Annotated in this window: 10 protein-coding genes and 1 tRNA gene; 8 read left to right on the top strand and 3 right to left on the bottom strand. The window is 72.8% G+C overall.

Annotation, left to right across the window (positions count from 1 at the left end):
- The first annotated feature begins 9 nt into the window (after positions 1-9).
- The 7 genes from ABD350_RS33080 (at position 10) to ABD350_RS33050 (ending at position 12,441) form a co-directional block, all read left to right on the top strand.
- Complete coding sequence (locus ABD350_RS33080; protein ID WP_344352670.1) at positions 10-1,530, top strand: DUF7059 domain-containing protein; 1,521 nt, start codon at positions 10-12, stop codon at positions 1,528-1,530.
- A 323-nt stretch (positions 1,531-1,853) separates the two neighbouring features.
- The gene (locus ABD350_RS33075) at positions 1,854-2,051 is read left to right on the top strand and encodes a hypothetical protein (protein WP_344352669.1); all 198 of its coding nucleotides are present in this window, start codon (positions 1,854-1,856) and stop codon (positions 2,049-2,051) included.
- Positions 2,052-2,307: 256 nt separating this feature from the next.
- Positions 2,308-5,139 (top strand): type I DNA topoisomerase, encoded by a 2,832-nt coding sequence (gene topA, locus ABD350_RS33070; protein ID WP_344352668.1) that lies wholly within the window; start codon positions 2,308-2,310, stop codon positions 5,137-5,139.
- 315 nt (positions 5,140-5,454) lie between these two features.
- Entirely contained in the window at positions 5,455-8,904 is a 3,450-nt protein-coding gene (gene tmk, locus ABD350_RS33065) for a dTMP kinase (RefSeq protein ID WP_344352667.1), read from the top strand.
- Positions 8,905-9,207: 303 nt separating this feature from the next.
- On the top strand, positions 9,208-10,413 hold the full coding sequence (locus ABD350_RS33060; protein ID WP_344352666.1) for a DNA polymerase III subunit delta': 1,206 nt from the start codon (positions 9,208-9,210) through the stop codon (positions 10,411-10,413).
- Positions 10,414-10,628: 215 nt separating this feature from the next.
- Positions 10,629-12,260 (top strand): alpha/beta hydrolase, encoded by a 1,632-nt coding sequence (locus tag ABD350_RS33055; RefSeq protein ID WP_344352665.1) that lies wholly within the window; start codon positions 10,629-10,631, stop codon positions 12,258-12,260.
- A gap of 107 nt (positions 12,261-12,367) precedes the next feature.
- Positions 12,368-12,441 (top strand) — tRNA-Thr (locus tag ABD350_RS33050).
- A gap of 140 nt (positions 12,442-12,581) precedes the next feature.
- On the opposite strand, the gene ABD350_RS33045 is transcribed toward ABD350_RS33050, so the two are convergent.
- The 3 genes from ABD350_RS33045 to ABD350_RS33035 are packed head-to-tail and all read right to left on the bottom strand — an operon-like array spanning position 12,582 to position 16,497.
- Positions 12,582-14,789, bottom strand: a complete 2,208-nt coding sequence (locus tag ABD350_RS33045; RefSeq protein ID WP_344352664.1) for a hypothetical protein — start codon at positions 14,787-14,789, stop codon at positions 12,582-12,584.
- Positions 14,789-15,649 carry a hypothetical protein gene (locus ABD350_RS33040; protein ID WP_344352663.1) on the bottom strand — a complete coding sequence of 287 codons (861 nt, stop codon included), beginning with the start codon at positions 15,647-15,649 and terminating at the stop codon, positions 14,789-14,791. Before ABD350_RS33040 ends, ABD350_RS33045 begins: the two co-directional genes overlap by 1 nt.
- Positions 15,650-15,654: 5 nt before the next feature.
- Positions 15,655-16,497, bottom strand: a complete 843-nt coding sequence (locus tag ABD350_RS33035; protein ID WP_344352662.1) for a vWA domain-containing protein — start codon at positions 16,495-16,497, stop codon at positions 15,655-15,657.
- Between the two features lie 798 nt (positions 16,498-17,295).
- Here ABD350_RS33035 and ABD350_RS33030 point away from each other — a divergent pair.
- On the top strand, positions 17,296-21,099 hold the full coding sequence (locus ABD350_RS33030; protein ID WP_382466847.1) for an AfsR/SARP family transcriptional regulator: 3,804 nt from the start codon (positions 17,296-17,298) through the stop codon (positions 21,097-21,099).
- Positions 21,100-21,478 lie beyond the last annotated feature (379 nt).

Here is a 21,478-nt window from a genome sequence, read left to right as displayed (position 1 = left end):
AATGGGGGCGTGACTGACACCGGACCCGCTTCCCTGCCCGCCGCCGACCGGCCCGACACCGCCGCGCGCCTGAGGGACGCGCTGCTGGCCGCCTCCTTCACCGCCGACGGACTGCTCGACCTGCTCGGCGCCGCCGCGTACGCGGCACTGGCCCGCAGCGAGACCGTGCCCGCCCTGCGGGCGACCCGCGGCGACACGCCGCTGGAGACGCTCGTACGACTGTTCCTGCTCCAGCAGCCCGTGCCGCACGCGCGCGTGGCGGCCGTGCTGCCGGTCCAGGAGGCGCTTGAGGCCGGCTGGCTGCGGCGCGTGGGCGGTGACGAGGTCGCCGCGACCGTGGACGTACGGCCTTACGGCGGTCCCGGCGGCGAGGACTGGTTCATCGTCTCCGACCTCGGCTGCGCGGTCGGCGGGGCCGGCGGCATCGGACAGCATGACGAGGGCGTCGTCCTGGGCGTCGGCGGCGCCTCCACCACCCTCGCCGGCATCACCGTGCGCACCCCCGTCGCCTCCGCCCTGGACCTCGGCACCGGCTCCGGCATCCAGGCGCTGCACGCCGCCCAGCACGCCACGCGCGTGACGGCGACCGACCTCAACCCGCGCGCGCTGCACATCACGGCGCTCACGCTGGCGCTGTCCGGGGCGCCCGCCGCCGATCTGCGCGAGGGCTCGCTCTTCGAGCCGGTCCGCGACGACGAGACGTTCGACCTGATCGTCTCCAACCCGCCGTTCGTGATCTCCCCGGGCGCCCGGCTGACGTACCGGGACGGTGGCATGGGCGGGGACGATCTGTGCCGCTCGCTCGTTCAGCAGGCGGGGGAGCGGCTGGCCGAGGGCGGGTTCGCGCAGTTCCTCGCGAACTGGCAGCACGTGGCGGGGGAGGACTGGCAGGACAGACTCAGGTCGTGGGTGCCGCGCGGCTGCGATGCCTGGATCGTGCAGCGCGAGGTACAGGACGTCACACAGTACGCCGAGCTGTGGCTGAGGGACGCCGGGGACCACCGCGGTGACCCGGCGCAGTACCAGGCGCGCTACGACGCCTGGCTCGACGAGTTCGAGGCGCGCAAGGTCAGGGCGGTCGGCTTCGGCTGGATCACCCTGCGCAGGACCGGCTCCGCCGAGCCCGTCGTCACCGTGGAGGAGTGGCCGCACCCGGTCGAGCAGCCGCTCGGCGAGACGGTCCGGGCGCACTTCGACCGGCTCGACTACCTCCGGGCCCACGATGACGCGGCGCTGCTGGACAGCCGCTTCAAGCTCGCCCCCGAGGTGGTCCAGGAGCAGGTCGGGCTGCCCGGCGCCGAGGATCCCGAGCACGTCGTGCTGCGCCAGCACCGCGGGATGCGGCGGGCGACGAAGGTGGACACGGTCGGCGCCGGGTTCGCGGGCGTGTGCGACGGCACGCTGAGCGCGGGCCGCATCCTGGACGCCATCGCGCAGCTCGTCGGCGAGGACGCGGTCCTGCTGCGCGACCGCACCCCCGCCCAGATCCGGCTGCTGGTGGAGCAGGGCTTCCTGGAGCCGGCGGGCTGAGCGGGGACGGGCATCCGGGGGCGCGTTCCCGAGCCGGGACGCCCGTGCCGTCGTAGGCGCGGTCGGATCATCGTCCGATCCGGCCGCGCGCACCGTCGTATACCGCGCGCCGGGGCCCGGGGAGGGCGCCCGGGCCTCGGCGCGCGCCGTCCTTCGGAAAACGGCCGGAAAAATATGGCCGAGGGATCGGAGGCCGCTTGCTCGCTCACACGTTCGGTTACGCGTCGGCCTTCCGTTCACCCTGATGTCGCCCGTCCGCCTCCCGTGCGTGCCACTCTCCCCGCGCCGGGCCGAACCGGCGGCGGGGAAGGGGTGGGCGGGCGATGGAGAGTGGGCCGGCGATGTTCGCGGGAGCGGTGTTCGCCCTGTTCGGAGCCGGTCTGCTGACCTGGACCGGGACGCGGCTGCGGCGCCGGGAACCGGTGGGCCTCGGTGTGAGCCGGGTCGCATCCACGGCCCTCGCGGGCATGGCCGGAGCCCTCGCGCTGGCCCTCGGCGGGTACTGCCTGACCCGCCTGTGAGGCGGTAGAACGCCGTTCCGGCGGGTAAGGGGAGCGTTACGCTCCGGACAGGGTCACGGCGACGGCCGGGCGGTCCGGGCGGCAGGAATGCCGGTAGTCGGGTTACCGTTCGAGTGGCCGTTGTGGGCTTTTCCCGTTTGACACGGGGGCGGGATGTAGCGTCACACTCCGCAGCGTCACACGAGCCAGAAGTACGCCGCGACCCCGGGACCAAGGCCTGGGGAGGCCCCAGCGTCGACCGGAGAGAAGAGCGAAGTTGTCCCCGACCAGCGAGACCGCACACGGCGGTCGCCGACTCGTCATCGTCGAGTCGCCTGCCAAGGCGAAGACGATCAAGGGCTACCTCGGCCCCGGTTACATCGTCGAGGCGAGCGTCGGGCACATCCGCGACCTTCCCAACGGTGCCGCGGAGGTGCCCGAGAAGTACACCGGTGAGGTCCGCCGCCTCGGTGTGGATGTAGAACACGACTTCCAGCCGATCTATGTCGTCAACGCGGACAAGAAGGCTCAGGTCAAGAAGCTCAAGGACCTGCTGAAGGACTCCGACGAGCTCTTCCTCGCCACCGATGAGGACCGGGAGGGCGAGGCGATCGCCTGGCACCTCCAGGAGGTCCTGAAGCCGAAGATCCCCGTCAAGCGGATGGTGTTCCACGAGATCACCAAGGACGCGATCCGCGCGGCCGTCGCCAACCCGCGCCAGCTCAACCAGAAGCTGGTCGACGCCCAGGAGACCCGCCGCATCCTCGACCGTCTCTACGGCTACGAGGTCTCCCCGGTGCTGTGGAAGAAGGTCATGCCCCGGCTGTCGGCCGGCCGCGTGCAGTCCGTCGCCACGCGACTCGTCGTGGAGCGGGAACGCGAGCGCATCGCCTTCCGCTCCGCCGAGTACTGGGACCTCACGGGCACCTTCGCCACCGGCCGCGCGGGAGACCCGTCCGACCCGTCGTCGCTGGTCGCGCGCCTGCAGACCGTCGACGGCAGGCGGGTCGCGCAGGGCCGCGACTTCGACTCCGTGGGACAGCTCAAGAGCGCGGGCACCCTCCACCTCGACGAGGCGACCGCCCGCGGTCTCGCCGCCGCGCTGGAGAACACCCGCTTCTCCGTGCGCTCCGTCGAGTCCAAGCCGTACCGCCGCTCGCCGTACGCCCCGTTCCGTACGACGACGCTGCAGCAGGAGGCCAGCCGCAAGCTCGGCTTCGGCGCGAAGGCGACGATGCAGATCGCGCAGAAGCTGTACGAGAACGGCTACATCACGTACATGCGTACGGACTCCACGACGCTGAGCGACACCGCGGTCTCCGCGGCCCGTGCCCAGGTCACGCAGCTGTACGGCGCCGACTACCTGCCGCCGCAGCCGCGTACGTACGCCGCCAAGGTCAAGAACGCGCAGGAGGCCCACGAGGCCATCCGTCCGTCGGGTGATCGTTTCCGCACGCCCGCGGAGACCGGTCTGACCGGCGACCAGTTCAAGCTCTACGAACTGATCTGGAAGCGGACGGTCGCCTCCCAGATGAAGGACGCGACCGGGAACAGCGTCACGGTGAAGATCGGCGGCACGTCCGCCGACGGCCGGGACGTCGAGTTCAGCGCGTCCGGCAAGACGATCACCTTCCACGGCTTCCTGAAGGCCTACGTCGAGGGCGCCGACGACCCGAACGCCGAGCTGGACGACCGTGAGCGCCGGCTGCCGCAGGTCGCCGAGGGCGACGCGCTGTCCGCCGAGCAGATCACGGCCGACGGCCACGCCACCAAGCCCCCGGCCCGGTACACCGAGGCCAGCCTGGTCAAGGAGCTGGAAGAGCGCGAGATCGGCCGCCCGTCCACCTACGCGTCGATCATCGGCACGATCCTGGACCGCGGCTACGTCTTCAAGAAGGGCACGGCCCTGGTGCCGTCCTTCCTGTCCTTCGCCGTGGTCAACCTGCTGGAGAAGCACTTCGGGCGGCTCGTCGACTACGACTTCACCGCCAAGATGGAGGACGACCTCGACCGGATCGCCGCCGGCGAGGCGAAGGCCGTGCCGTGGCTGAAGCGTTTCTACTTCGGCGAGGGCCGCGGTGTCGGCAGCGCGGCCGAGGCGGGCAACGGCGACGGCGACCACCTCGGCGGCCTCAAGGAGCTGGTGACCGACCTGGGCGCGATCGACGCCCGCGAGGTCTCCTCGTTCCCGGTGGGCAACGGCATCGTGCTCCGCGTCGGCCGCTACGGCCCGTACATCGAGCGCGGCGAGAAGGACACCGAGGAGCACCAGCGCGCCGACATCCCTGAGGACCTGGCGCCGGACGAGCTGACCGTCGAGCTGGCCGAGGAGCTGCTGGCCAAGCCCAGCGGCGACGTCGAGCTGGGCACCGACCCGGAGACGGGCCACCAGATCGTCGCCAAGGCCGGCCGCTACGGCCCGTACGTCACGGAGGTGCTGCCCGAGGGCACCCCCAAGACCGGCAAGAACGCGGTCAAGCCGCGGACGGCCTCGCTGTTCAAGTCCATGGCGCTCGACACGGTGACGCTTGAGGACGCGCTGAAGCTGATGTCGCTGCCGCGGGTCGTCGGTACGGACGCCGACGGCGTGGAGATCACCGCGCAGAACGGCCGCTACGGCCCGTATCTGAAGAAGGGCACGGACTCGCGTTCCCTGCAGTCCGAGGACCAGATCTTCACGATCACGCTGGAAGAGGCCCAGGCGATCTACGCCCAGCCGAAGCAGCGGGGGCGGGCCGCCGCCAAGCCGCCGCTGAAGGAGCTGGGCGCGGATCCGGTCTCCGGAAAGCCGGTCGTGGTCAAGGACGGCCGCTTCGGCCCGTACGTCACCGACGGCGAGACGAACGCGACCCTGCGCTCCGGTGACAGCGTCGAGACGATCACCCCTGAGCGTGGTTTCGAGCTGCTCGCCGAGAAGCGGGCGAAGGCCCCGGCCAAGAAGACCGCGAAGAAGGCGGCGGCCAAGAAGACCGCTCCGGCGAAGAAGACCGCCGCGAAGAAGACGGCGGCCAAGAAGACGACGGCCGCCGCGAAGAAGACGACCGCCAAGAAGACGGCCGTGAAGAAGACCACGGCTTCCAAGGCGGCGGGGGCCGGGGCGGAGGACTGAGAGCAGCGGCGACGGTGGGAGCGGCGGGGCCGGCGGCCGGCTGAGGCCTGTCAGGTCTGCCGGGCCTGTCAGGTCTGCCGGGGCGGGTCGGGGCGACATCGGCCGCCGCCTGTCCTCGGCGTCCGCTCGCGGCTTTCCGCCGTTTCGCACTCGGCTCTGGCTTCCGCCGTTTCGCACTCGGCCTGGCTTCCGCCGCTCCGCTTCGCAGTCGGCTTCGCGAAACGTACGCCCGTCCCGGCGCCCCCGCGGTGCCGGGACGGGCGTACGTACGGACATGCGAGGTGTGGTGTCAGTGGCTGCGGATAGGCTGAACGCATGACGCGAGCCGAGCAGCCAACGGCCCACCCCACAGCCCCGGACGACGCCCTGGTCGCGGACTCCCGCGAGCGCGCCGTCCGTTCCCTGCTGCGCCGACCGCAGCTGAGGCGCCTGTGGAGCGCGCAGCTGGTGAGCGGTGTGGGTGACACCCTGTCCCTTCTCGTCCTCGTCGTGCTGGTCCTCCAGGCGGCGATCGCCGAGGGCGCCTTCGGCGGTGGCTACCGAGGCGTGGCGTTCGCAGTGGCGACGGTCTTCGCCGCGCGCATCCTCGCCATGCTGCTCTTCGGCGCCGTCCTCCTGGGCCCGCTGACCTCGCTCACCGCCGAAGACGGCCCGCTCGACCGCCGCTGGACCATGGTCGGCGCCGACGGCCTGCGCGCCGCGCTGCTGATCGTCGCGCCCCTGTGGATCGACTGGATCCCGGGCGACGCGCTCACCGTCCTGCTGGTCACCGCCTTCGTCACCGGCGCCGCCGAGCGGCTGTGGACCATGTGCCGGGAGAGCGCCGCCCCCGCCCTGCTGCCGGCCCCGCCCCCGGAGGGCGCGACCGTGCGGCCGCTGCCGGACCATCTGGACGCCCTGCGCCGCCTGGCGCTGCGCACCACCTTCCTCGCGGTCCCGCTGGCCGCCGCCGTCCTGGTGGTCGCGGCCCTGCTGAACAACCTGCTGGGCACCGGCGTGGCCTGGTTCGACCAGCATCACGCGGCCCTCGGGTCGTATGTGGCGGCGGGCCTGTTCGCCGCCTCCCTGTCCGTGCTGACGTCCCTGGAGGTGCCCGGCACGCGCACCCCGCGCGCGCGGTCCCCGCTGGAGGGCCTGCGCCGCCCGCGCACCGGCACCGGCGTCGACAAGGGCCGTACGGGCGCCGCCCCGCTGCTGGTCCCCGCCTGCGCCGGGGTCGCCGGGGCGATCGCCGCAGCCGTCTCGGTGTGCGTGCTGCACGCCAGGGACCTGGGCGGCGGCCCGGTCCTGTACGGCCTGCTGGTGCTGGGCCTGACCGGCGGTGTCGCCGCCGGTATCCGGACCGCCCCCGCGCTGCTGCCCTCCCTGTCCCGCCGCCGCCTGCTGGCCCTGGCGATCGCCGTCACCGGCATCGCGCTGCTGGCCGCCGGGCTGGTCCCGGACGTCACCACGGTCCTGCTGATCGTCACGCTGGCCGGTGCCGCCGCGGGCGTCGCCGCGAACACCGGGCACACCCTGCTCGACCAGGAGACCGAGGACTACCGCCGGGTGCGCACCACCGAGCACCTGCACGCCGTGGTCCGCGTCTTCATAGCGCTCGGCGTCCTGATCGCGCCGCTGTTCGCGGCGCTGATCGGCCCGCACCGGCTGGAGAACGGCAAGTTCGTCTTCGCGCACGGCGGTGCCGCCTTCACGCTGATGCTCGTCGGCGCGCTGCTGCTGCCGGTGGCCGCGCTGGTGCTCGCCAAGGTCGACGACCGCTCCGGCGTGCCGCTGCGCCAGGACCTGAAGGACGCGCTGCTCGGCGGCGACGACCCGGTCACCGCACCGGCGGCCAGCGGCTTCTTCATCGCCCTGGAGGGCGGCGACGGCGCCGGCAAGTCCACCCAGGCCGAGGCCCTCGCCGAGTGGATCCGCGCCAAGGGCCACGAGGTCGTGGTGACCCGCGAACCCGGCGCCACCCCGGTGGGCAAGCGGCTGCGCTCCATCCTGCTGGACGTGTCCTCGGCAGGCCTGTCGCACCGCGCGGAGGCGCTGTTGTACGCCGCCGACCGCGCCGAGCACGTCGACACGGTCGTACGGCCCGCCCTGGAGCGCGGCGCGGTGGTCATCTCCGACCGCTACATCGACTCCTCCGTCGCCTACCAGGGCGCCGGCCGCGATCTGTCCCCGACCGAGATCGCCCGCATCAACCGCTGGGCCACCAACGGCCTGGTCCCGCACCTCACCGTCCTGCTGGACGTCTCCCCGGAGACCGCCCGTGAGCGGTTCACCGAGGCACCGGACCGGCTGGAGTCGGAGCCGGCGGAGTTCCACGCGCGCGTGCGCGCCGGTTTCCTCACGCTGGCCGCGTCCGACCCCGGCCGCTATCTGGTGGTGGACGCCGGGCAGGAGCCCGAGGCCGTCACCACCGTGATCCGGCACCGGCTGGACACCGTGCTGCCGCTGTCCGAGGCCGAGATCAAGGCGCAGGAGGAAGCCCGGCGCAAGGCCGAGGAGGAGGCCCGCCGCAAGGCGGAGGAAGAGGCCGCCCGCAAGGCCGAGGAAGAGCGCCTGGAGCGCGAGCGCCAGGAGCAGCTCGCCCGGTTGCGCGCCGAGGAGGAGGAGCGCAAGCGGCGCGAGCTGGAGGAGGCACAGCGGCGCGAGGCCGAGCGGCAGGCGGAGGAGGCCCGGCTGCGGGCCGAGGAGGCGCGCCGGCGCGCGGAGGAGGAGCGGCAGCGGCTGCTCGCCGAGGAGAAGGCGCGCGCCGAGGCGGAGGCCCGCCGCAAGGCCGAGGAGGAGCAGCGCCGCAAGGAGGCCGAGGAGGAGGCCCGCCGGCGCGCCGAGGAAGAGGCCAGGCAGGCCCGCCTGCGCGCCGAGGAAGAGGCCCGGCAGGCGAAGCTGCGTGCCGAGGAGGAGGCCCGGCGTCTGGAGGCGCAGCGCAAGGCAGAGGAGGCGCTGCTGCGTGCCGAGGAGGCCCGGCGGCAGGCCGCCGAGGCCGCGGCGGCGGCCGACGCGGCGGCCCGCAGGCCCAGCGCGCCGCTTCCCACGGTCCCGGGCACGGCCCGCGGCGCCGAGAGCGCCGAGGAGACCGTCCCGTCGCCGGCGGTGTCGCCGGACGCGCGGACACCGGGTGCGACGGGGCACCGTGCGGACGGGCCGGCCACGGACGACACGACGGTGCTGCGACCGGTGCGCGAGGAGCGCGACCGGCCCGCCGGCCGCACCCGGGACACCTATCCGGACTCCGAGGTGACCGCCGAGCTGCCGCAGCCGCCGGCGCCCACTGGTTCCGGGGAGGAGACGGCGGTGCTGCCGCAGGTGACCCCGGGCGCGGCGGACGAGACCGCCGTACTGCCGCCGGTGTCCGACGGACCGGCCGACGCGCCGCCGGCGGGCTCGGGACCGGGGGAGGAGACGGCGCAGCTGCCGCAGGTGGCTCCGGGTGCGGCCGACGAGACGGCCGTACTGCCGCCCGTACGCGGTGACGACCCGGCGGACCGGGTGCCGCCCGGCTTCTTCCGGGACGAGCGCCCCACGGCGAGCCCCGACGGCTCCGAGGCCCGCACGCGTGAGATGCCCCGGCTCGGCGCCGACGGCACGCCCCGCCGGCCGCGCCCCGACTGGGCCGAGGAGACCCCGCTGGACGACCTGCCGTCGCTGGCCGACGAACTGCTCGGGTCGTACGACGAGGGGGAGTACGGCGAGCGGGAGTACGGCGACGGCAGCGAGAGCGAGGAACAGCGCGGCCGGAGCCGAGGCCGGGGCAGGGGCCGACGGGGCTGACGGGACTGGCGGGGCTGCGGCGTTGGCTTGGAACGACCGGGGCCGCGCGGTCGGGCGGGGGACAGTGCCGTAGGTGCGACAGGGGCTGGCGACGGGTGCTGCCGTGCCGGGGTGCGGCAGGCGCTCGGCACCGCTGCCCCCGCGCCGGTCGTTCCCCGTGGGAGACCTGCCCCCACCGCTTCCCCAGAGGCCCCGCGACCTCGGCGGACGACGTCCCGCTGCCCGCGGCGGGCGTCCGTTGTCAGTGCCCACCCGCACAATGGATTCCGGAACGCGGAATGTGACGGAAGGGCGGCGTGACCCATGACCGTGTGGGACGACCTCGTCGGGCAGGAGAAGGTGAGCGCGGTGCTCGGCGCGGCCGCGCGGGACGCCGACGCCCTCGTCACGGCCGCCGCGGCGGAACAGCCGCCGCCCGAGGCGTCGAAGATGACCCACGCCTGGCTGTTCACGGGCCCGCCCGGCGCGGGCCGGAATCAGGCGGCCAGGGCCTTTGCCGCGGCCCTGCAGTGCGTGAGCCCCGACCGCGCGCTCGGCGGCGCCCCCGGCTGCGGCTTCTGTGACGGCTGCCACACGGCGCTGCTCGGCACCCACGCGGACGTCACGACGGTCGCCGCGGTCGGCGCCGAGATCCTGGTCAAGGACATGCGGGACACGGTCCGCAAGTCGTTCACCGCCCCGGCGAACGGCCGCTGGCAGATCATCCTGGTCGAGGACGCCGAACGGCTGAACGAGAAGTCGGCCAACGCCGTCCTCAAGGCCGTGGAGGAGCCCGCCCCGCGCACGGTCTGGCTGCTGTGCGCCCCCTCCATCGAGGACGTTCTGCCCACCATCCGCTCCCGCTGCCGCCACCTGAATCTGCGTACGCCGTCCGTCGAGGCGGTCGCCGACACGCTCGTACGGCGCGACGGCATCGAGCCCGAGGTCGCCGTATCCGTCGCCCGCGCCACCCAGGGGCATGTCGACCGGGCCCGCCGGCTGGCCACCGACCCGGCGGCCCGCGAACGCCGCGCCGCCGTGCTGCGGCTGCCGTTGCGGCTGGACGAGGTGGGCGCCTGCCTGAAGGCCGCCCAGGAACTGGTCGACGCGGCGGCGGAGGACGCCAAGCAACTCGCCGAGGAGATGGACGGCAAGGAGACCGAGGAGCTGAAGGCGGCGCTCGGCGCGGCTCAGGGCGGCCGGCTGCCGCGTGGGACGGCGGGGGTGATGAAGGACCTGGAGGACATGCAGAAGCGCCGCAGAACCCGCACCCAGCGCGACAGCCTGGACGTGGCCCTCGGCGACCTCACCGCCTTCTACCGCGACGTCCTCGCCCTCCAGCTCGGCACACGCGTGGCGATCGCCAACGCCGACGCCGAGGATGCCCTGGAACGGCTGGCGCGCGGCAGCACTCCCGAGTCCACGCTCCGCCGCATCGAGGCGATCTCGGCGTGCCGCGAGGCCCTGGACCGCAATGTGGCCCCGCTGCTGGCGGTGGAGGCTATGACGATGGCCCTGCGGGCGGGCTGAGGCGCTGACACCCTGGGGCTGACGTGCTCGGGACCGCGGGGCTGATGTTCTCAGGACCGTGGGGCTGACGTCCTTGGAACCCATGGGGCGGATGCGCGAGGCACCGTGGGGCCGGGGTGGAAGCGCGACAGTCCGGGCGGTGCGAGGTGTCCCCCGTAGGAGGCACAATGTCCACACAGCGCGCCCGTTCCGCTGCGGAGCGTTACGCTCGCCTGATGCGAACCAGGTCAGCTCCCCGTACCCGCGGTTCCCGCCGCGCCCACCGGATCCGAGCCACCCACTCCCGGGCGACGGCCCGTGTCACGGCCACTCTCCTCACGGCCGCCGCACTGCTGGTGACCGCCTGCGCCCCCGGGAGCCCGGCCACGCCGGCCGGCGGGACGGTGCAGGCGGCGCTCGCCGCGCTGCCGCGCACGACGCCGACGGCGCTGACGCCGTACTACAGCCAGCGGCTGCGCTGGCGCGAGTGCGGCGTCCCCGGATTCCAGTGCGCGACGATGAAGGCCCCGCTGGACTACGGCAACCCCGACGCGGGCACCGTCCGGCTCGCCGTCGCCCGCAAGAAGGCCACCGGCACGGCGGCGGGGCGGCTGGGCTCGCTGCTGGTCAACCCGGGTGGTCCGGGCGGCTCGGCGGTGGAGTACCTCCAGCAGTACGCGGGCCTCGGCTACCCGGAGCGGATCCGCGCCCGCTACGACATGGTGGCCATGGACCCGCGGGGCGTCGCCCGCAGCGAGCCCGTGAAATGTCTCGACGGGCGGCAGATGGACGCGTACGCACAGACGGACCTGACACCCGACGACCAGCGGGAGCGGGACGTGCTGGTCGCGGCCAACCGGAGGTTCGCGGAGAGCTGCGGGGCCCACTCGGCGCGGCTGCTGCGGCATGTCTCCACGGTGGAGGCGGCCCGGGACATGGACATCCTGCGGTCGGTGCTCGGCGACCGGAGGCTGAACTACGTCGGTGCGTCGTACGGCACGTTCCTCGGGGCGACGTACGCGGGGCTGTTCCCCGAGCGGGTCGGCCGGATGGTCCTGGACGGCGCGATGGACCCGTCCCTGGACGCCCGCAGGCTGAACCTGGACCAGACGGCGGGCTTCGAGACGGCGTTCCAGGCGTTCGCGAAGGACTGCGTACGACGGTCCGGCTGCCCGCTCGGCGGCAGGGGCGCGTCGCCCGCGCGGGTCGGCGACCGCCTGCGGGCGTTCTTCCGCGAGCTGGACGCCCGCCCGTTGCCGACGGGCGACGCGGACGGCCGCAGGCTCGGCGAGGCGCTGGCCACGACCGGGGTGATCGCGTCGATGTACGACGAGGGGGCCTGGGCGCAGTTGCGCGACGCGCTCACCTCGGCGATCAAGAAGCACGACGGCGCGGGCCTGCTGTCCCTGGCGGACATCTACTACGAGCGGGACGCCGGCGGGCACTACAGCAACCTGATGATGGCCAACGCCGCCGTGAACTGCCTGGACCTGCCGTCGGCCTTCACGGGCCCCGAGCAGGTCGAGAAGGCGCTGCCCGCGTTCGAGAAGGCGTCCCCGGTCTTCGGCCCGGGCCTGGCGTGGGCCTCGCTGACTTGCGCGTACTGGCCGGTGCGGGCCACGGGTGAGCCGCATCGCATCGAGGCGAAGGGGGCGGCGCCGATCGTGGTGGTCGGCACGGTCCGCGACCCGGCGACGCCCTATCGCTGGGCCCGGTCCCTGGCCGGCCAGCTCTACTCGGCGCGTCTGCTGACCTACGACGGCGACGGCCACACGGCGTACGGGCGAGGCAGCGGCTGCGTCGACACGGCGATCGACACCTACCTCCTCCGAGGCACCCCGCCGCCCCCCGGAAAGCGCTGCTCATAACCCTTCCACCCGCCCCGGATCCCTCCGCTCCGGGGCGGGTACGAAGCACTCCCCGGAACTGTGTAGACTTACCGACGTCGCCGATCGCACCATGGTGCGAGCAGCACGCCGCTTTAGCTCAGATGGCCAGAGCAACGCACTCGTAATGCGTAGGTCTCGGGTTCGAATCCCGAAAGCGGCTCAGAGAAACCCCAGGTCACGTAGCCCGTGACCTGGGGTTTTCTGTTTGCTCAGGGCATGGAGAGTCACACGGCAGGGGTCTCGTTCGATGTCGGTGGCGGCCGCCGGCACGAGCGTGGCAGCGCCGTGGCGGATGGCCGGTCAGCGACCTGTTGCGACGAAGCGCAGGTATCGGCGCAGGCCGAAGGTGCGGCGGTGCTCCGCGCCCGCCGTAGTGAGCTGGGCGACCAGTCGGCCGTGCGTGGTGGTGGCGTCGGCGAGTTGGGTCTGGCGCTGAAGCAGCACCGCGCGCTGCTTCTGGGTGGCCGCCTGGTGCTGCTGCTTCTCCGTGTTGACCTGCTGCAGACGGGTGGTGATGCGCTGCTGGAGTTGGTCACGCTCGTGTCGGGCCGCGCTCTCGGCCTGCGTGATCTCCGCTTCGTATCTCTTCTTCTGCGCGGCGAACTGTTGTCGGATCGCGGCCCGTTCCTGGACGCCTACGCTGGTGGGAGCCGACTTTCGGGCCCGCTGCTCCAGCGAGGTCCGCCAGCTTTCGAGCGCGGCTGCCCGGACCTCGCCGACGCCTGGGACCTTGACCTGATGTCCGTTGGAGCGGATGAGGAACGCGTCACGATTGCCGTATCTGCTGCCCTGTACGTACCGGACCCCCGTGAAGTCGGCGGCTGTGTGAATACCGGCGGCGATCAGGTTTGTGACCGTTCCGCTGCCCATGTTGGAGAGCTTCTTGGCGTCCTTGATGGACGTCCGGCGGAGTTTGTCCTGGATGTGCGTCCTTACCGCCGACGCCAGCGCGGCATCCAGTTGCTGCTGCTCCTTGGCGGCAAGACCGCTCAGCTTGGTCCTGAGATCGCCGGTCTCCTTGTTGAGCCTGACGGTGATCCGCGACTGCTCGTCGCGCAGCTCGGTCTGCAGGCTCTTGATCTGCCGGTTGAGCTGTGTGTCCCGGCGCGCGCCGGCCGTGTTCAGGGATTCGATCTCCTGGTGGATCTTCTGCGCCGCTGCCACGGAGTCAGCCAACGCATCCACCTGCTGCTGGAGCACCAGTATCCGGGCCTTCGAGGCCTGGGCTTCGGGGCGGGAGCGTCGGCTGGCGTGGAGGACGCCGCCGGACAGGAGCAGAACTCCCAGCTGAGCGGCGGCCATGTAACCGGTCGGCAGCGTGCTGATGGCCGTCAGTGTGGCCGGTGCCGCCGATCCGGTCAGCGCGAACACGCCGGCGAGGATGTCTCCGGGGCGCCGGTGTGCGAAGCCTGTACCGGCGGCCGTACCCGTACCCGTACCCGTGCCTGTGCCCGGACCCGTGCCGCTTGCCGCAGGTCTGTTCCGGGGCTGCGGCATGTGCCCTGCCATCCAGGAGGGGGATCCGCCCTGCTGGTTCACCGCGGGGGCCGGACGGGGGGTCGGGATCGTCCCTGCCGTGGTCAGCGGCGGAACTGCCTGGGCGGCCGCCGTGAGGTGCCCGTGCGTCTGCGTGGCCAGTGCCTGGAGGTTCGGGTCTGTATGGGTGAGCAGCAGGCTCCAGGCCGGTGAGGATCGCGGTTCCTTGAAGTCGTCCTCTTTCAGGATCAGGAACTCGCCTTGAGCATCGTGCAGTTGGTCCCAGAGAGCGGGGTCGGTGGCGATCGCGACGAGGCTGAGGTAGATGACCCAGGCCGAGAACCGGTCTATAGAAGGGCCGAAGTCCGCACTCGTACGCGTCGGGGACTGGTAGTTGCGGTGACCATTCTCCGTGGCGCCCTGCCCCTTCAGCGCAGGCACGTACATCCCGTCGTAGTCGACAAGACGGAGCGTGCTGTCGGCGGCGACCAGGAGATTGCCGTGCTGGAGGTCGCCGTGGGCGACGCCGAGCCTCTCCAGGTCGGCGACCAGCGCAGCGAAGCGCTCAGCCGTCCTGAGAACGGCCGCCGTGTCCCGGACGTTCCGCTCGATCCACGTGATCAGACTGGTGCCCTCCACCCAGGCCATCTTCAGGGCCGGGTACCACTCACCGGCGACGAGGACGCCCCTCGGCAGGTATGCGGTGCTGACCGGCCAAGGCTGGGACAGCTTGGAGGGCCTGAGGTCGGCGAGCTGCCTGCTGATGGCCTGGTAGCGGGCCTCCAGCGTGCTGCTGTCGCGGGTGAAGCACTTCAGGGCGTACCGCTGTCCGTCCGGGGCGGTGATGGAGAAGACGCTTGCGAAATTTCCCGAGATCGCCTTCGGACCTAGTACGGGGCTCTGCTGGACCGTCCCGTGCTTGAGGTCCGGGTCCTCGAAGCACAGTGTGGGGTTCTGAAGGGCTTCCACGTAGTTCGCGCCGGTCGGGAATTTCCGTCCGGCGGCAGGTTTGCCGGTGTGGGAGACCGCCATTACCCCTCCGTCTTCACCCGCATGCGAATGAGGGCTACGTCGTCGTTGCGCATCCGGGACTTGTCGCGCTCGCTCTGGACCCACTCGGCAAAGGTCTCTTCGCCCAGATCGGCAAGCTTTCCGAGCTGCTTGCCGGAACCGCCCGAAGCGAGCTCGGGGTGGGAGAACAGCCATGCGGCCAGCGCATCGGTCGTCAGCAGCAGCTCGTCGTCCGCGCGCAGTTCACCGGTCGCGGTCGACGCGCGGTCGGTGATCAGGGCGGCGTCCCGGTTGCGGCTGCCGAGCAGTTGTGGGGTGATGCCGAAGCCGTCGCCGTCGGCGAGGGGGAACGAGGCGATCAGCCGGCCTTCGCGGAGGTGGAAGAGGCAACTGTCGCCGAGGGCGAAGGCGTGCCAGGTCCAGGGTGGCGGGGCCTCGGGGTCTTCCGGAACCGCTGATGCCGCCCGGATGTGGACGGCCACCAGCGTGGCGAAAGCCCCTTTGTCCAGCCCCGGCTGCTCGTACCAGGTGATGGGCCGGCCGCGGGCCGCCCGCTCGGCCTGATACTCCGCGATGTAGCCGTCCCACTGGTCGACGGTGCGGGACAGGAGATCCTCGACGAAGAACTCGGATCCGCTGTTCTCCCTGTCGTGCCGCCGGTCGTCGGCAGCCGCCATCGAGGCAACGGCACCCCGTACGAGCTTCCTGGCCCAAGACCCGGAGAGCAGACTCTCGGACGCCCCGTCGGACACGGCGGCGAAGACGGAGTGCCCGTCGGGTGACGACGCGACGTGTGTGGCGTCCTCACATTCCTCGGGGGAGCTGCCTGCCTTGGGCACCAGGAAGCACTGGAAGTCGATGGGCGTCGGGTGTGCGCCCATGGCGGTCAGCGCAGTTCCGTGGCGCGCGTACCGATGTCGAGGAACTCGACGATAGAGGTGATGTCGGCGTTGTAGACGAAACCGCGTGTGGCTTCGCTGACCCGGTGCCCTTGCGAAGCAGCGTAGGAGCGCATGTGGCTGGGCAGCACGCTCGACATGTGGAAGAGCAGCCGGGAATAGGTGTCCGGGAGGCCGGCCTCGCTGTCGGGGAACGTGACGGGAGTCCCGCCGGCCCCGGACACGTGCAGGTTGAAGAGGAGCACTGACCCGTCGGCGGTGGCGTGCGAGGCGAGCCCGATGGCCGCGCTCGTGGGATCACCGTCGGTGGACTCACCGTCGGTCAGGTTGAGGACGATGGGCGGAAAACCGCCCGGGTGCTCTTCGACCCAGCGGGCCACCAGGGAGTCGGCGTAGCCGAGGGCGCGGGTCATGGGGGTGCCGCCGTTGGTGACCGGGTCCATCCAGACAGGGAACTGAACGGTTGTCTCGACGAGGCCGCCGGCGCCGTCCGAAACCTTCTTCGTACGGCTCTCCAGACGGGCGGGGTTGTTCGCGATCTCGCTCAGCGGTACGAGGTCCCGACCGGCGAGCGCGCCGGTGAAGGCGGAACCGACCTGGTTGTGACCGTAGCCGATCACCGCGACATGGAAGTAGTCGCGGACGCCCTCTTCCTTCGCGCACTTGACCGAGAGCTCGGTCAGCAGCCGGTTGATGGCGTCCGAAACGACCTGGGCGCGCTGCTGCACCGCCTCACCGCTGCCGATGGGATCGCTCATCGACGCCGACTGGTCTACGAGGAAGATGAAGCAACCGGGGTTGGTCCGGCTGATCTCGGCGGTGTACGGCATCTCGGCGGCCAGCTCCTCTGCACGACAGGGGCTGAGCCACGGCATAGAACGCGCGCGGAAACCTGACCCCCCAGGGAGGTTGATGGTAGCGGATGCGGTGCAGCGCAGTGAGCGGGATCGGAGGACTTCGCATGTTCCGAAAGACTCGATGTGCTCGTCGGTCAAGCTTCCGGCGCCGCCCGCAGCAGTCTGGACTCATGCGTCGGCGTCCGCGTGAGGCGTTCACCGCGGACGACAAGACCGACCACGCCAGGGCCGAGCGCATCACCGAGGTGGTCAAGGCCGCCGATGCCCTGGACCGCTACCGTCTGCCCGACGCTGAAGTGGTGGCCGCAGTCTTGGTACATCCGCGGTCGGCGCGTGTGTCCGGACGGGGGAGGGGGGCCGTCGAAGGCGGGGGCCTGAGAGAGGCGGGACGGGGCCCCGGTCGTTCACCTCCGCCGGCCGGGGCCCTTGTCGTCCCCGGATCCAGCCTGCGGCGACACTCCCCCGAGTTACGCGACATACGCGCGCGCCGTCGAGCCGGATCCGATGGAATGATCACATCAGGATTCGCCAACGGATCGCTAACATGTGGCCAACGGTTCGTCAGCGGGCCGCCGAGCGGTTGGCCCGAACTCGCCCTTCGGAAGCGGGAAAAGTCCCTCGAACGAGGGAGATTCCACAGGTCGTTCGGTGGGCAGGAAGTGGCGGGAAACCGTTGCGGACAGGGCGGGTTTCCGCCAGACATCGGCGGGCATACGCCCGCCGCGGAGCGCGGTCGTCCCCGGCCGCGCGGGAAGGCTGTGGAGCGGCGTGATGCGGCGGTGCGAGCTGCGCTTCGGACTGCTGGGACCGCCGGTCCTCTACGACCGACCGTCGGACGGAGTCTCGGACGAATCCTCCCCGGGGCCCTCGGGTGCCTCCGCCCCCGGGGCCTTCGGCGCCCCCGTCATCGGGGCCTCGGGTGACCCTTCCGCCGGTGCCTCGGGCGGCTCCTCCGCTGGGCCCTCGCGTGTCCCCTCCGCTGGTGCCTCGGGCGGCTCCTCCGCCGGTGTTCCGGGCAATTCCTCTGCCGGTGCTGCGGGGAGCATCTCTTCCGGAAATCCAGGCGATGGCTTGCCGGGGGACTCCGGTGCCGTGGTTTCCGGCCGTGCCGTCCAGAAGGGCGGGGCGTCCGGGGTCGACGGCCCCGACAGCCACGTCCGGTCCATCGGGAGCCCCAAGGTCCGTGCCCTGCTCGCCGCGCTGCTGCTGGAGCCCGGCCGGGTCGTCTCGGTCGAGGTACTGAAGGACGCGCTGTGGGGCGGCGCGCCGCCCGTCTCCGCGCAGGCCTCCCTGCACAACCACGTCACCCGGCTGCGCCGGCTCCTGGACGATCCCGAGCGGCTCAGGGCCGTACCGCCGGGCTATGTCCTGCGGGTCGACCACGGCGAGCTGGACGTGCACGTCTTCGACGCGCGCGTCGCCGAGGCGCGGGCCGCGCACGCCCGGCGGGACTGGCCGGGCGTGCTGCGGGCCTGCGCCGGCGCGCTCGCGCTGTGGCGCGGCACCCCGCTCAGCGGGCTCCCCGCCGACATCGGCGGCTACGCCTTCGCGCAGCGCCTGGAGCAGGCCCGGCTGCTCCTGCTGGAGTGGCGCTACGACGCCGAACTCGCCCTAGGGGGCGCCCGTCTGGCCGCCCTCGTGCCCGAGCTGACGGCCCTGGCCGCCGAGCATCCGCTGCGCGAGGCGTACCACCGTCAGCTGATGCTCGCCCTGCACCGCACCGGGCGCCGGGCCGAGGCCCTCGCCGTCCACCGCGATCTGCGCGCCCGTCTGGTGGAGGACCTCGGGATCGAACCCGGTTCGGCGGTCCGCGAGGCGCATGTCGAGGTGCTGCGCGGCCGGGGCGGGCAGGTGCGCGATGATTCCCGGCCGGAGACCTGGGCGGGGGAGGAACCGCGCGCCGGTGACGCCGATGGCCTGGCCGCTGCCGACAGCACCGACAGCACCGACAGCACTGGCAGCACTGGCAGTACCGACAGCACCAGCAGTACCGGCACCGACGGCAGCACCGGCTCCGGCAGTCTCAGTACCGATGGCGCCCGCCTCGGGAGCGATGTCGGCGAACCCGCCCCCATCGCCCCCACCGCGCCCCCGGCTCCCCGGACCGCCACCGGCCCCACGGCCTCCGCCTCCCCGCAGGACGGCGCCGCCCCGCCCGTGCCGCAGACCCCGCGTCCGGCCCAGCTGCCCGCGCCGCCGGCCCACTTCACCGGGCGGACGGACGTACGGCGCGCGTTGCGCCAGGCGCTGACCGGGCCGCCCGCCTCCGTCCCCGCCGTCGTGGTGATCAGCGGCATGGCCGGGGTCGGGAAAAGCGCTCTGGCCCTGCACGTGGCCCATGAGCTGCGGGAGCGTTTCACCGACGGTCAGCTCTACGTCAATCTGCACGGCGCCACCCCCGGCATGTCCCCCCTCACCGCCGCCCAGGCGCTCACCGCCCTGCTGCGCGACCTCGGCGTGGGACCCCGGAACATCCCCGAACACCCCGACGCGGCCGCCGCGTTGCTCCGCTCGCTGCTCGCCCCCGCCCGCCTCCTGCTGGTACTGGACGACGCGGCGAACGCGGCGCAGGTCCGGCCGCTGCTGCCGGCCGGATCCGGCTGCGCGGTGATCGTCACCAGCCGTTCGCCGCTCACCGCCCTCGACGGCGCCCGGCGCTTCCCGCTCTCCCCGCTGACCGGTGAGGACAGCGCGGCCCTGCTGCGCGCGGTCAGCGGACGCGCGGGGCTGGACGCGGCCCACCCGCTGGTCGAGCTGACCGGCCGGCTCCCGCTGGCGCTGCGCGTGGTCGCCGCCCGGCTCGCCGCCCGCCGCGCCCTCACCCCGGACGTCCTGGCCGGTCAGCTGGCCGATACCGGCAGCCGGCTGCACCATCTGGAGTACGACGATCTGAGCGTCCGCCGCTCCCTGGCCGTCGCCCACGACGCGCTCGCCGCCGCCGAGCGCGAGGCCGACCGGGACGCGGCCCTCGCCCTGCGCCGTATCGGCGCGCTCGACCTGCCGACCTACGGCGCCTCGCTGATCGCCCGCCTCACCGGAACCGACGAGCGGCGCGCCGAGGCCGCCCTGGACCGTCTGGTCGACGTCGCCCTGCTGGAGGAGACGGCGTACGGCCGCTACGCGCCCCACGACCTGGTTCGCGACTTCGCCCGCGAACTGGCGGAAGCCGACGCCGGCGCCGAGGCCAACGTCGATACCCAGGAGGCCGCTACCCACGCGCAGGCCGCTCGTACGCGGGCCGTCACCGGGGGCTCGTTCTCGGGGCCGGCCGCGCCCGGGGCCACCGCCCTCCACGACCGCGCCGGCCTCCTCGCCCTGCGCTGGTACGCCGCCATGTCCGAGCGGGTGCTGGTGGCGATCGTGGAGCCCGGCATCGACCAGGACGACCGGCGGCGGCCGACCGCCGCGCAGCCGGCCGGGCACGCGACGGACGTGGCCGCCCTCGCGCCCTTCGAATCGGCCGAGGAGGCGTTCGCCTGGGGCGAGATGGAACTGGAGAACATCGTCGCGCTGGTGTCGCGGAACGCGGACACCGACGATCCGCGCACGGCCGCCCACCTCTCGGTGCTCACGCGGTTGCTCTCCCCGTACGTCCAGCGCAGCGGCCGGGTCGCCGAGATGGAGGTGCTGGGCCGGGCCGGGCTCGCGGTGGCGCGGCGGCTCGGGGACCCGGCGGCCGAGGGATACGCGCTGTGCGACCTCGCGGCGCTGCACTTCCTGACGGGCCGGCAGAACGACGCCCTCGCCCTCACCGACCAGGCCCTGGAGATCTGGGGGCGGCTGGGCATGGTCTCCCGCATCCGGCGCTGTCTGAACAACCGGGGGCTGCTGCTGGAGGGGCTCGGGCGGTTCGCGGAGTCGGGGGAGGCGCTGCGCCGGAGCCTCACCTACTCGCGGTTGCTGAACGATCCCTACGGCGAGGCCGTCACCCGCAGCCACCTCGGCAACCTCTACGAGCACACCGACCCGCGTGCCGCCATCGAGCAGCACCGGCGCTCGCTGGCGATCGGGGACAGGATCGGCGCGGTCATCGTGCGGCACTCGGCGCACTGCAACATCGGCTACGCCCATCTCACCCTCGGCGAACCGGAGTCCGCCGCCCGGCACTTCGAGGAGAGCCTGCGCATCCTGGGCGGCCACGGCGACTGGCACGGCGAGGCCCAGACCCGGCTCGGTCTGGTCCGCGCGCTGCGGCAGCTGGGGCAGATCGAGCGGGCGGCCGAGGAGTGTGCCGAGCTGCTGTCCCGCGCCGACGCCCGCGCCGACCGCTACATGGGCGGGCTGGCCCTGCACCAGCACGGGCTCCTGCTGCGTGAGCGGGGGCGGCGGACGGAGGCGTACGACGCCTGGCGCGCGGCACACGCGGCACTGGACGGCACGGACGAGCAGGCCGTCCTGGCGGAGCTGCGGGATCTGCTGGGCGACGGTTCCGACGCGCCCGACGCCCCCGTCCGAGCGGGACCGTTGGACGGCGGTCCGGACGCGACCGGCGAGCAGGGCGGTTCGCCGAGCGGCGGGGGCCACGACTCGTCCGGCGAACCGGATCTGCCGGACGAGGACCCGGAGACCGGCTGAACGAGCCCTGCCGCCCGACCGCCCGCCCGCCCGCTGAGCCCCGCCTTCCGGTGAAGCCCGGCGACTACCCGATGAACCCCCGCCTTCCGAGGCCCCCGGCCACCCGCTGAACCCCCAGCCTCCGATGAGCGCCAGCCTTCGGGGAGCCCAGCCTCCGGTGAGCGCCAGCCTCCGGGGAGCCCCGCCGCCCGCTGAGCCCCGCCTCCGGAGAAGACCGACCACCCGCTGAGCCCCACCTTCCGGTGACCCCCGACCACTCGCCGCACCACCATCCACCGACCCCCGACCATCCACCGACCCCCGACCATCCACCGACCCCCGACCATCCACCGACCCCCGACCATCCACCGACCCCCGACCATCCACCGACCCCCGACCA

The sequence above is a fragment of the Streptomyces nogalater genome (assembly GCF_039532885.1).
In the GTDB taxonomy this organism is placed as follows: domain Bacteria; phylum Actinomycetota; class Actinomycetes; order Streptomycetales; family Streptomycetaceae; genus Streptomyces; species Streptomyces nogalater.
This window is presented reverse-complemented; position numbering and strand designations above follow the sequence as displayed.

What these genes read in the sequence shown, in the direction of transcription:
- ABD350_RS33075 (WP_344352669.1), top strand. Translation starts at nt 1,854, where the DNA reads ATGGAGAGTGGGCCGGCGATGTTCGCGGGAGCGGTGTTCGCCCTGTTC.
- tmk (WP_344352667.1), top strand. Translation starts at nt 5,455, where the DNA reads ATGACGCGAGCCGAGCAGCCAACGGCCCACCCCACAGCCCCGGACGAC.
- ABD350_RS33060 (WP_344352666.1), top strand. Translation starts at nt 9,208, where the DNA reads ATGACCGTGTGGGACGACCTCGTCGGGCAGGAGAAGGTGAGCGCGGTG.
- ABD350_RS33055 (WP_344352665.1), top strand. Translation starts at nt 10,629, where the DNA reads ATGCGAACCAGGTCAGCTCCCCGTACCCGCGGTTCCCGCCGCGCCCAC.
- ABD350_RS33045 (WP_344352664.1), bottom strand. Translation starts at nt 14,789, where the DNA reads ATGGCGGTCTCCCACACCGGCAAACCTGCCGCCGGACGGAAATTCCCG.
- ABD350_RS33040 (WP_344352663.1), bottom strand. Translation starts at nt 15,649, where the DNA reads ATGGGCGCACACCCGACGCCCATCGACTTCCAGTGCTTCCTGGTGCCC.
- ABD350_RS33035 (WP_344352662.1), bottom strand. Translation starts at nt 16,497, where the DNA reads ATGCCGTACACCGCCGAGATCAGCCGGACCAACCCCGGTTGCTTCATC.
- ABD350_RS33030 (WP_382466847.1), top strand. Translation starts at nt 17,296, where the DNA reads ATGCGGCGGTGCGAGCTGCGCTTCGGACTGCTGGGACCGCCGGTCCTC.